The following is a 10,170-nucleotide window of genomic DNA, read 5'->3' as shown; positions in this document are numbered from 1 at the left end:
ATGATCTGCTCTTCCGTGAATCTCGCTCGTTTCATTCCGTCCGTCCTTTCAAGGGGCGGACTCTAGCTCCGCGTGGAGGAAATTCTCAGGGGCACGTCACCGACCATGCCCAGGGTCATTCTTGACCATCGCCGATGGCGCATCCCGCTGGCCACGTTGGCGGCCAACGCGATAACCGCGAACAGAGGGAGCAGGTAGCGGATGAAGACCCCTTCATACTGACTCAAGAAGCCTAGACCCAAAGCTGCGGCCAAGCTGCCGAGTGCGGGAAAACACGCCGCGCAGCCCATAGCCGCAACAATCGCGCCGACTACGCCCGCTTTATCAGCCGCGCGGGTGATGGGTTCTTGGTCCGGCACGCTTTTCCCTCGGGAAGCTGGAGTATGGCGATCTGAGCCCAGCAAGTGTTGAGCGCGCTGGTGTCGATCGTCTCGGACAACCGAGTAGGGTCTGTAGTCCCTACAGATACAAGAGCATTCTTGTCTTTCCAAAATCCGTCGGGTCGATTGCGTGACGAGGCGAGGCTCGCCGTGATGGACTAGCGCCAAAAAATCAACCGCCAGCCCCGGATGAGGCGGGATATAAACGTCCGAACCTGAAAGCTGCGGGCGGGCAGGGGCCGTTCAGGGCACCGGCCGGGTTCCAGCCTCGGAATCAAACAGGGCTTCCAGGATCGGGCAATCCGGCGTGGCGCCGTCGGCGCAGCGCGAGACCATCTCGACGAGCACCTCTTCCATCTTCCTCAGAGCAGCTAGCTTGGAACGGACGTCGCCCAGATGGGCGGCAGCGACCACGCGCGCCTCCGCGCACGGAAGATCGCGCTGTTCGGCCAGTTCGAGCAAATCCCTTATTTCATTCAGCGTGAACCCGAGCTCCCGGGCCCGGCGCACGAAATTGAGCCGGAGCAGATGACCGCGGCCATAGAGGCGGTGTCCACCCTCGCTGCGAGCAGGCGCGGGCATCAGGCCGATCTTCTCGTAATAGCGCACGGTTTCGATGTTGACCCCGGTCCGCCGGGACAACTCGCCGATAGGAAGCTGTGGGGCCGTATCCCGCAGGGCCGATTTGTCCATGAAGCGTTTTACCTCTTGTATCTGTAGTGACTACAGACCCTACCTTGTGTGTCTCGACCAGTGAAGGCGTGAGGAGTGTTAATGGCAGACGGCAAGCAAGAGTTCGGCGGACACTCGGCGCGCACCGACAAACCCATCGCTCGCGGGTGGCTTGCCGTCGGAGGACTTGCCGCCGCGATCGGCGCCACTTCCTGCTGCGTACTGCCGCTGGCCTTGTTCGCGCTCGGGATCAGCGGGGCATGGATAGGCAACGTCACGGCGCTGGCCCCCTACCATCTTTATTTCGTGGCCGCCGCCGTGGTGCTGCTGAGCCTCGGCTTCTTCCGGGTCTACCGCCAGCCCCGGGCCGCCTGCGCCGACGACGTGACCTGCGCCCGGCCGGCCTCGACGCGCCTCATCAAGATCGCGCTCTGGACGGCGACCCTGCTCGTCGCCCTCGCCCTCGCATTTCCCTATGTCGCGCCGCTGCTGATCGGCGCCTGAATTTTTCCTGGAGACTTCGATCATGACCCTTTCGGTCCGCAACGCTCTCGTCTTCGCGGCGGCTGTCTTCACCGCTGATGCCGCCCAAGCCGCCGAACGCACGGTGAGGCTCGACGTTAGCAATGTGACCTGCGTGACCTGCGCGCCCATCGTCCGCCGCACGATCTCGCGCATCTCCGGTGTTGAAGCCGTGACCGTCGCCTTGACCCCGGGCGGGAGAGGACAGGCCGTGGCGACGGTGACCTACGATGACGCCCGAGTGACGCCGGCCGCCCTGGCGCTCGCGTCGACCAGGGCCGGCTATCCCGCGCGTGTTCAGGCGCGCCGATAAACGCTGCCGGCGTCCGGTCGTGACGCCTCGAGGCCGACATTCAAACTCTGTCGCGCGGCCAGTCTCCGCGTCAGCAGACGCTCGTGATGACATCCAGCTCTCGCCGCTATCCGACGTAAGCCGGGCAACGTCGGGGTTGACGCCGCTTTGTTAGCGGCAAAGTCTATTCAGAAGGATCCGGACAATATGAGTGATTGTTGCACGCCCTCAGGGGATATCGCCAAGACTTACGATCTCGTCGTGGTCGGGGCGGGGTCGGCCGGGTTCTCGGCCGCCATCACGGCGGCGGAACAGGGCGCACGGGTCGCGCTCGTCGGAGACGGAACGATAGGCGGCACATGCGTCAACGTCGGTTGCGTGCCGTCCAAGGCGCTGATCCGGGCCGTCGAACCCCTGCACCAGGCCCGGGCCGCTTGCCGCTTCGACGGCGTCCGGGCCTCGGCCGCCATCGCTGACTGGTCCGCAGCGGTTCGCCAGAAAGACAGACTGGTCGATGACCTTCGCCAGGCAAAGTACGAGGACGTGCTGCAGGGTTATGACGCCATCACCTACCACGAAGGCCCGGCGAGACTCGTCCAAGGCGGCGTGGAGGTCGGCGGCGTCCGACTGATTGCGGACAAGGTGATCATCGCGACCGGTTCACGTCCGGGGGTTCCAGCGATCCCCGGCATCGAATCCGTGCCTTATCTGACCAGCACGACCGCGCTCGAACTGGAGGCCCTGCCCCGATCGATGCTGGTGATCGGCGGCGGCTATATCGGGGTGGAACTGGCCCAGATGTTCAGCCGGGCGGGCGTCCACGTCACCATCGCCTGCCGCTCCCGGCTACTGCCTGAGGGGGAACCCGAAATCAGTGAGGCGCTGCAGCGCTATCTCGTGGACGAAGGCGTCACGGTCGTAGCGGGGGCAGTCTACGGGTCTATCGACGCGTCCGACGAGGGGGGCTCACTCAGGCTGACGCAAGCCGGTGGCAAAGAAACGATAACCGCGGAGCGCGTTCTGATCACAACGGGCCGGGTTCCCAACTCCGACGAGCTGGGGCTTTCCGAGATGGGGATCCAGATGTCGCCAACGGGAGGCGTCGTCATCGACGACCGGATGCGCACGACGCGCGCGGGCGTCTATGCCGCAGGCGATGTCACCGGCACGGATCAGTTCGTCTATATGGCCGCCTACGGCGCGCGACTGGCCGCTAGGAACGCGCTGAACGGCGACACCCAGGTCTACGACAATCGCGCCATGCCGGCGGTCGTTTTCACGGATCCGCAGGTTGCGACGGTGGGACTGACGGAAGCCGCAGCCCGCGCGGCCGGTCACGATGTGCAGACCTCGATGATCACCCTTCATCACGTTCCTCGCGCGCTCGCGGCCAGGGACACGCGTGGGCTCATCAAGCTGGTGGCGGATCGCGGCACGCGGCGACTCCTCGGCGCGCACATTCTGGCGCCTGAAGGGGCGGACAGCATCCAGACGGCGGCGGTGGCCATCAAGTGCGGAATGACAGTGGAGCAGTTGGGCGACACGATCTTCCCCTACCTCACGACAGTCGAGGGCCTGAAGCTGGCCGCGCTGACGTTCAACAAGGACGTCAGCAAACTGTCTTGCTGCGCAGGTTGAGAGGTACGACCGGATGCTTTCCACTTCGCCACCTGTCGGGTTGGCGAAGCCAGTCGTCCAATGTTTCCTTCAGGTCTTGGGACTGAATCGCTCACCAATCCGCTCTGCAAGCGCCCGAACCGGATCGTCGCTCAGATGGGCATACCGTTCCGTGGCGCGACTGTTGGCGTGTCCCAGCGCCTTGCCGATCATCGGGAGACTGGCCCCGTCCGCCAGGGCGAAGCTTGCGAAACTGTGGCGCAGGTCGTGGATGCGGACGCCTTCCAGCTTGGCTTTCGGGAGCACCTTGTCGCGCCAGATCTTGGACTCGGAGGTCGCATATCCGTTGTCGCCCTTGGTGGCCGGAAAGACAAACTGGCTTCGACCGCGGGTCTTGTAGAGACGCTGCAGGATTCCGAAGGCCATGTCGTTGAGCGAGATCCGACGATCCCCCGTGCGACCGCCCGCCTTGGTGCGGCTCGGCGGTAGCACGAGCCGGCGCCGGTCAAAGTCGACCTCCGTCCACCGCAGGCCCGCGATCTCGTTGCGGCGCGCGCCTGTCAGAAGCAGAAGCCGATAGACCGCGCCCTGCCGTTCGGAGATCGTCGCATCCGCCTCCAGGGCGTCGAGTGCGGCGATCAAACCCTGAGCCTGGGACTCGGACAGGAAGCGTTCGACCGCCGGTCGGAGCTTTCGTTCGACCTTCGCGCACGGGTTCGGGCCGGCGAAATGCCCCTTGTCGATCGCCCAGTTGAAGGTCGCGCGCAGGGTGGAATAGGTCCGGTCCGCGATACCCGCCCCGCCCTTGACGATGGATCGACCACGAAGTTTGGTCTTCACATCCTTGGCGGTCTTCCCGGCCGTGATCGATCGGATCATCCCGGTGATGTGGTCGCGGGTGACCGTATCAAGCGCCATCTTGCCGAGCAGGGGAACGACGTGGCGCTCGAGGTTCGTCCGGTCCATGGCCCATGACGAGTCCCGTTTGGTCGGTTTGTCGTCCGGCCCTTTCTCCAGATACAACTCGACCAAGCCTTTGATGGTGAGACCCTCGATGCGCCTGCGTGCTTCGCCGGGATCGATGCCGCGCCGCGCATCGACCACCACCGACGCCGCCTCCTTGCGAGCCCGATCCGCCGTGAGCTTGTCCGGCCCATCCCCATGCTCGCCGAGCGTCAGCCAGCGCTGGATCCCGCGGACCCGATACTTGATGGCGAACATCCTTCGGACAGGCTTGGCGGCATGGCCCTGTCGGGTTTCGGTCCCAGGATAGATTCGAAGACAGAAGCCTGCGATCTCGCTGTCCCAGATTCGACCCTCGCCGATCTCCGGAACGGGCGCGCTCTCAACCACTCGCTTGGTTAGTTTTTGCTTCGTCATGGCGATAGAAATATACGCTCATTTCCGAGCCACCGCTACCACTCCGCTACCAACTCAAGTGAAACCGTGCGAAACGCTCCGTAACCGGATAAACAAGAAAACCTATGTAAAACAATATGAAAAGCTGATTTTTGGAACGTCCTGAAAAGCCCGGAAATGCTGATCCCCAACATTGCCAAGGTTGGGGTCGGGCGTTCGAATCGCCTCGCCCGCTCCAAGTCGAGAACACGAAACGGCCCGCCGGCGACGGCGGGCCGTTTGTCGTTTCAGGTCCTGGAATCGGCGGTGGAGCCTCGACCCGGCGGACGGGATTTGCTTGGGTGTCCGCCAATGTCCAAGAGGTCGCCGTGATCCGTTTTCGTCGCACCGCCATCGCCCTGGCCGCCGCAAGCTGCGCCGCCTCCGCCCTGTCGGCCTGCGCCTACAACGAGGCCCTGGGGCGCAACCAGTTCCTGCTGGTGGACAACGCCGCCCTGTCGCAGCAGTCGACGGCCGCCTGGCGCGAGGCCGTCGCCAAGCCGGGCGTCAGCACCTCCGGCGCCCAGGTGGATCGTATTCGACGGGTCGGCGATCAGCTGGTTCAGGCGGCGGGCCTGGGGAACCGGACCTGGGACTATGCGGTCTTCACCGAGGCCAGCCCCAACGCCTTCGTCCTGCCGTCCGGCCAGATCGGCGTGACGACCAGCCTGCTGGCCCTGGTCCAGAACGACGACCAGCTGGCCAGCGTCATCGGCCACGAGATCGGCCACGTCGTCGCCAACCACGCGGCCGAACGGGCGTCGAACCAGACCCTGACCAGCGTCGGCCTGGCGGCGGTTCAGGGCGCGGCCGGACGCTATGGCGATGCGGTCAGCGCCTATGGCGGTCTGGCGGCGCAATACGGCCTGTTGCTGCCCTATTCGCGGCGCGACGAGCTGGAGGCGGACCGGCTGGGCGTCGACTATATGGCCGGGGCGGGATTCAGGCCGTCCGAAGCGGTGGCCCTGTGGCGGCTGATGGCGGCGCAGCGCCAGACCCAGACGCCCCAGTTCGCCTCGACCCATCCGTCGGACGCGACGCGGATCGAGATGTTGCAGCAATATATCGCCAGCCGCGGCTGGAACTGATCAGACGCGGATGTCCAGATAGGATCCGGGGCGCAGGATGCGCGGCGCCTCGCGCTGGGGCGCGGCGACGGGCGGTTCGGCCGGCCGGGCGGGGGTGGCGGTGCGGACCGCGGACATCACGGCGGCGGCCGGCGCCGGCGCGGCGGCTTGGGCGAGGGCGGCGCGGAAGAAGGCCGCCTGGGCGCTGCGCGCGCCGGGCAGGTCGAGCCCCTGGGCGGGCGTGTTCAGCGGCAGGCCGGGACGAATCGCGCTCATGCCGACATGGTTAACGCAATCGGTCGAAAAAGGGTTAACGCGCGGCAGGCGCCTGGACGGAGGCGACCAGCCGGTCGATGTCGGCCTCGTCCAGCAGGGGGCCGGACTGTTTGGCGGCGATGCGGCCCCGGGCGTCGACGGCGAAGGTCTCGGGCACGCCGGAGATGCCGAGGTCGAGGCCCGCGCGACCTTCGCGGTCCACCAGCACCATGGAATAGGGATCGCCCAGTTCGTCGAGGAAGGCGCGCGCCGCGACGGGCTCGTCCTTGTAGGCGACGCCGACGACGGCGATCCCGCGCGCCTTCAGGGCCAAAAGCCTGGGGTGTTCGATCCGGCACGGCGCGCACCAGGAGGCGAAGACATTGACCAGCATGGGCTTGCCGACGCCGGCGGTCTTCAGGTCGAGATGGCCGGGCCCCGCCTGGTCGCCCGACAGCAGCGGCAGCACCGTCTCGGGGATGGGCTGGCCGACCAGGGCGTCGGGCTTGAAGGCCGGATCGCGCTTCAGCGACCAGCCGGCGAACAGGATCGCCAGGGCGGCCAGGACGGCCAGCGGCGCGAGGGCCAGCCAGCGGGTCATTCTTTTGGCCCTACCGCGCTTTGCGCTGCTTGAGGGCGGTTGAGGTGCGCGGCTTCCGACGACATCCTCTGGCCCACTTCCAGGCGCGCCAGTTCGCGCTTCCATTTGCGGGCGGCGGCGAGGGCGCGGACGGTCAGGGCGGCCAGGACCAGGGCGCTGATCCCCCAGGCGGGCCAGACGAAGGCGGCGTAGGGGGTCATGTCGAGGTCGAGCATGGGGTCAGGCCTCCTGAACCCGCCGGGCGCGCAGGGTCATGACGCGGCGGCGGCGGATCTCGGCGCGGACGGCCGTCAGCCACAGGGCCAGGAACAGCACCCCATAGGCCGCCAGCATGGTCAGGAAGGGCGGCAGATAGACCGGGTCCAGGCCCGACGCGCCGGGGGTCAGGACGCTGGCGGGCTGGTGCAGGGTGTTCCACCAGTCGACCGAGAATTTGACGATCGGCAGATTGATCAACCCGACCAGGCCCAGGACGGCGGCGGCGCGTCCGGCCTTGTGCTCGTCGTCGATCGAGGCCCTAAGCGCCATATAGCCCAGGTAGAAGAGAAACAGCACCAGGACGCTGGTCAGGCGCGCGTCCCACACCCACCAGGTTCCCCACATCGGCTGGCCCCACAAGGAGCCGGTGATCAGGGCCAGGGCGGTGAAGGCGGCGCCCGGCAGGGCGGCGGCGCGGGCGGCGGCGTCGGCCAGGGGATGGCGGAAGACCAGGGCGAAGAAGCTGCAGACGCCCAGCGCCGCATAGGCCCCCAGGCCCAGGGCGGCGGCCGGCACATGGACGAACATGATCCGCACCGTGTCGCCCTGCTGGTAGTCGGCCGGGACGGTGAAGCTGAGCCAGGTTCCGACCGCCAGCAGCACGGCGGCCAGGCCCCACAGACCGGGCGTCAAGGGGCCGGTGAAGGCCATGAAGCGCTGCGGATTGGACAGGCCGAACATCGGTTCAGGGCTTACGCGGCGATGGGGCGGCGGGCAAGCGGCGGCTCATCCTTGCGCATTGCGGACGGCGGCGGCCCCGGCGAAGGGGGCGACGACCGCGGCGAACAGGACGTAGGCCGAGAGCAGGGCCAGGGCCGGGCCGACCGGCTGGCCCGAGGCGGCCCGCTCCAGGGCGCCCGCGCCGAACACCACGGGCGGAATGAACAGCGGCAGGACGACCACGGCGATCAGCAGGCCGCCGCGCCTTGCGCCCAGGGCCAGGGCCGCGCCCAGCGCCCCGGTGAAGGCGAGGCCCGCCCCGCCGATCAGGGCGGTCAGGGCGGCCAGCGGCGTCAGCGCCATCGGCAGGCCCAGGGCCAGGGCGGCGACCGGGGCGGTCAGGGCCAGGGGCAGGCCGACGGCGATCCACTGGGCCAGGGCCTTGATCAGGACGACCTGCTCCAGCGCCAGATGACCCAGGGCCAGAAGGTCCAGGGCGCCGTCCTCCATATCGCGCTCGAACAGCCGCTCCAGCGACAGCAGGGACGCCAGGGCCAGGGCCAGCCAGGCGACGCCGCCCGCCACCGGCGACAGGGTGCGCGGATCGCCCCCCGCCGCCAGGGGCAGCAGCGCCGTCAGGCAGGCGAAGAAGCCGCAGGCCAGCAGCGGCCCGCCGCCGCCGCCCCAGGCCAGGTCCAGTTCGCGTTGCAGAAGCACCCGCGTCGCGCCGCGCAGGCCGGGCGGGCGGGGTTCCCGATCGCCAGGGCGGCTCATGACAGGCCTCCCAGGTCCAGGCTGCGCGACGTCAGGGGCAGGGGGTCGTGGACGGCGGCGACGATCAGGCCGTCGGCCTCCAGATGCCGACGCATCTGTTCGACGAAGGCCGTGCGCCAGCGCCCGTCCAGCGGGGCCATGGGTTCGTCCAGCAGCCACAGGGCGCGGGGCGATCCGACCAGCCGCCCCATGGCCAGGCGTCGACGCTGGCCCGCCGACAATCGGCGCACCTCCAGATCCAGCAGGGGCTTCAGGCCGAAGACGTCAGCGGCGTTATCGACGCCGTATTGGGTGTGGCCCAGCCAGTCGCACTGGAAGCCCAGCTCCTCGCGCGCCGTGCGTCCGCCCTTCAGCCCGTCCAGATGGCCGAGGAAATGCACTTCGCGCCCGCGCGCCTCTCGCGGGTCCAGGGGATTGCCGTCGCCGTCCTGGAAGCCGATCGTTCCGGCGTCGGGCCGCAGCAGGCCGGCGACGGCGCGCAACAGGCTGGTCTTGCCCGCGCCGTTGGCGCCCGTCAGGGTCAGGATTTCGCCGGCGCGCAGCGTCAGGTTCAGGCCGTCGAACAGCCGCCGCTCGCCGCGCGAGACCGTCAGGTCGGAGAGGGACAGGGCGTGGATCATCGGTGATTCTCCCTCCCCGCACCGGGGAGGGTGGCCGAGCGGAGCGAGGTCGGGTGGGGGCAGCGCAACGCCGCATCACCGATCGTGCGCCGGCTAAACCGTGCGGCATTGCGGGGCCGCCCCCACCCGGTCGCTACGCGACCACCCTCCCCGGCGCGGGGAGGGAGAAGTCGGGGCTGGAACCTGCGAACCCTTCTCAATGTCCCTGTCGAAGGTGTGGACACATGGACGGTCGGGTCCGGCGAGGCTATAGGCACCCTGTGAGCCGCTGCGTCTGTCGCGCGAAGGCGCAACCGGATTGTCGGGCGGCGCTGACCAGAGGAAAACTCTCCATGCCGTCGATCGACAGCTTCAAGACCCGCCAGGACCTTTCCGTCGGGCGTAAGAAATACGCCTATTACAGCCTTCCCGCCGCCGAGGAAGCCGGGCTGGCCGGGATTTCCCGCCTTCCGCGCTCGATGAAGGTGCTGCTGGAGAACCTGCTGCGCAACGAGGACGGGGTTTCCGTCACCCAGGACGACCTCAGGGCCGTCGCCGCCTGGATCGAGAACAAGGGCTCGGTCGAGCACGAGATCGCCTTCCGCCCCGCCCGCGTGCTGATGCAGGACTTTACCGGCGTTCCGGCCGTGGTCGACCTGGCCGCCATGCGCGACGCCATGAGCGCCCTGGGCGCCGACGCGGCCAAGATTAATCCGCTGGTGCCGGTCGACCTGGTGATCGACCACTCGGTGATGGTCGACAACTTCGGCACGCCCAAGGCCTTCGGCCAGAACGTCGAGCGCGAATACGAGCGCAACATCGAGCGCTACAACTTCCTGCGCTGGGGGTCGTCGGCCTTCAACAACTTCCGCGTCGTGCCGCCCGGCACCGGCATCTGCCACCAGGTGAACCTGGAGAACCTGGCCCAGACCGTCTGGACCCTGACCGAGGGCAAGACGACCGTCGCCTATCCCGACACCGTCGTCGGCACCGACAGCCACACCACCATGATCAACGGCCTGGCCGTCCTGGGCTGGGGCGTCGGCGGCATCGAGGCCGAGGCCGCCATGCTGGG

13 protein-coding genes and 1 pseudogene are annotated in these 10,170 nt (G+C 67.7%); 5 read left to right on the top strand and 9 right to left on the bottom strand.

Features of this window, described 5'->3' with window-relative positions:
* Positions 1 to 98: 98 nt before the first annotated feature.
* Positions 99 to 341, bottom strand: a pseudogene (locus DI624_RS15375) (MerC family mercury resistance protein); the annotation flags it as partial.
* A gap of 282 nt (positions 342 to 623) precedes the next feature.
* The gene (locus DI624_RS15370; RefSeq protein ID WP_183197766.1) at positions 624 to 1,073 is read right to left on the bottom strand and encodes a helix-turn-helix domain-containing protein; all 450 of its coding nucleotides are present in this window, start codon (positions 1,071 to 1,073) and stop codon (positions 624 to 626) included.
* A gap of 81 nt (positions 1,074 to 1,154) precedes the next feature.
* On the opposite strand from DI624_RS15370, the gene DI624_RS15365 reads away from it, so the two are divergent.
* From DI624_RS15365 to merA, 3 genes are all read left to right on the top strand, one after another.
* Positions 1,155 to 1,556 carry a mercuric transporter MerT family protein gene (locus DI624_RS15365; RefSeq protein WP_287928161.1) on the top strand — a complete coding sequence of 134 codons (402 nt, stop codon included), beginning with the start codon at positions 1,155 to 1,157 and terminating at the stop codon, positions 1,554 to 1,556.
* A gap of 22 nt (positions 1,557 to 1,578) precedes the next feature.
* Positions 1,579 to 1,887, top strand: coding sequence for a heavy-metal-associated domain-containing protein (locus tag DI624_RS15360; protein WP_183197770.1), 309 nt, complete (start codon positions 1,579 to 1,581; stop codon positions 1,885 to 1,887).
* Between the two features lie 186 nt (positions 1,888 to 2,073).
* Complete coding sequence (gene merA, locus DI624_RS15355) at positions 2,074 to 3,504, top strand: mercury(II) reductase (protein ID WP_183197772.1); 1,431 nt, start codon at positions 2,074 to 2,076, stop codon at positions 3,502 to 3,504.
* A gap of 69 nt (positions 3,505 to 3,573) precedes the next feature.
* Here merA and DI624_RS15350 read toward each other — a convergent pair whose 3' ends face one another.
* On the bottom strand, positions 3,574 to 4,863 hold the full coding sequence (locus tag DI624_RS15350; protein ID WP_183197774.1) for a site-specific integrase: 1,290 nt from the start codon (positions 4,861 to 4,863) through the stop codon (positions 3,574 to 3,576).
* 347 nt (positions 4,864 to 5,210) lie between these two features.
* On the opposite strand from DI624_RS15350, the gene DI624_RS15345 reads away from it, so the two are divergent.
* Complete coding sequence (locus DI624_RS15345; protein WP_291540220.1) at positions 5,211 to 5,969, top strand: M48 family metallopeptidase; 759 nt, start codon at positions 5,211 to 5,213, stop codon at positions 5,967 to 5,969.
* Here the strand turns inward: DI624_RS15345 and DI624_RS15340 are convergent, their stop codons facing one another.
* From DI624_RS15340 to ccmA, 6 genes are read right to left on the bottom strand one after another with little or no spacing between them, the layout of a single operon-like run.
* Positions 5,970 to 6,224, bottom strand: a complete 255-nt coding sequence (locus DI624_RS15340; protein WP_291540219.1) for a hypothetical protein — start codon at positions 6,222 to 6,224, stop codon at positions 5,970 to 5,972.
* A gap of 34 nt (positions 6,225 to 6,258) precedes the next feature.
* A complete protein-coding gene (locus tag DI624_RS15335) occupies positions 6,259 to 6,804 on the bottom strand; it encodes a DsbE family thiol:disulfide interchange protein (protein WP_291540216.1) in 546 nt (181 codons plus the stop codon).
* A complete protein-coding gene (gene ccmD, locus DI624_RS15330) occupies positions 6,801 to 7,019 on the bottom strand; it encodes a heme exporter protein CcmD (RefSeq protein WP_291540214.1) in 219 nt (72 codons plus the stop codon). The genes DI624_RS15335 and ccmD overlap by 4 nt, the downstream gene beginning before the upstream one ends.
* Before the next feature lie 4 nt (positions 7,020 to 7,023).
* On the bottom strand, positions 7,024 to 7,743 hold the full coding sequence (gene ccmC, locus DI624_RS15325) for a heme ABC transporter permease CcmC (RefSeq protein ID WP_291540212.1): 720 nt from the start codon (positions 7,741 to 7,743) through the stop codon (positions 7,024 to 7,026).
* A 45-nt stretch (positions 7,744 to 7,788) separates the two neighbouring features.
* Positions 7,789 to 8,496, bottom strand: a complete 708-nt coding sequence (gene ccmB, locus DI624_RS15320; RefSeq protein ID WP_291540209.1) for a heme exporter protein CcmB — start codon at positions 8,494 to 8,496, stop codon at positions 7,789 to 7,791.
* Positions 8,493 to 9,116: a heme ABC exporter ATP-binding protein CcmA gene (gene ccmA / locus DI624_RS15315; protein WP_291540207.1), complete on the bottom strand. Its 624-nt coding sequence runs from the start codon at positions 9,114 to 9,116 to the stop codon at positions 8,493 to 8,495. The genes ccmB and ccmA overlap by 4 nt, the downstream gene beginning before the upstream one ends.
* A 332-nt stretch (positions 9,117 to 9,448) precedes the next feature.
* On the opposite strand from ccmA, the gene DI624_RS15310 reads away from it, so the two are divergent.
* On the top strand, positions 9,449 to 10,170 hold a 722-nt coding region (locus DI624_RS15310), incomplete at its 3' end, for an aconitase family protein (RefSeq protein WP_291540204.1).

Origin of the sequence: Brevundimonas sp., assembly GCF_003248455.1 — a bacterium.
GTDB lineage: Bacteria > Pseudomonadota > Alphaproteobacteria > Caulobacterales > Caulobacteraceae > Brevundimonas.
This window is presented reverse-complemented; position numbering and strand designations above follow the sequence as displayed.

Bases quoted from the DNA above. Each gene is read 5' to 3' on its own strand.
- DI624_RS15340 (WP_291540219.1), bottom strand. From the start codon at position 6,224: ATGAGCGCGATTCGTCCCGGCCTGCCGCTGAACACGCCCGCCCAGGGG.
- merA (WP_183197772.1), top strand. From the start codon at position 2,074: ATGAGTGATTGTTGCACGCCCTCAGGGGATATCGCCAAGACTTACGAT.
- DI624_RS15335 (WP_291540216.1), bottom strand. From the start codon at position 6,804: ATGACCCGCTGGCTGGCCCTCGCGCCGCTGGCCGTCCTGGCCGCCCTG.
- ccmD (WP_291540214.1), bottom strand. From the start codon at position 7,019: ATGCTCGACCTCGACATGACCCCCTACGCCGCCTTCGTCTGGCCCGCC.
- DI624_RS15350 (WP_183197774.1), bottom strand. From the start codon at position 4,863: ATGACGAAGCAAAAACTAACCAAGCGAGTGGTTGAGAGCGCGCCCGTT.
- ccmA (WP_291540207.1), bottom strand. From the start codon at position 9,116: ATGATCCACGCCCTGTCCCTCTCCGACCTGACGGTCTCGCGCGGCGAG.
- ccmB (WP_291540209.1), bottom strand. From the start codon at position 8,496: ATGAGCCGCCCTGGCGATCGGGAACCCCGCCCGCCCGGCCTGCGCGGC.
- DI624_RS15370 (WP_183197766.1), bottom strand. From the start codon at position 1,073: ATGGACAAATCGGCCCTGCGGGATACGGCCCCACAGCTTCCTATCGGC.
- ccmC (WP_291540212.1), bottom strand. From the start codon at position 7,743: ATGTTCGGCCTGTCCAATCCGCAGCGCTTCATGGCCTTCACCGGCCCC.
- DI624_RS15365 (WP_287928161.1), top strand. From the start codon at position 1,155: ATGGCAGACGGCAAGCAAGAGTTCGGCGGACACTCGGCGCGCACCGAC.
- DI624_RS15360 (WP_183197770.1), top strand. From the start codon at position 1,579: ATGACCCTTTCGGTCCGCAACGCTCTCGTCTTCGCGGCGGCTGTCTTC.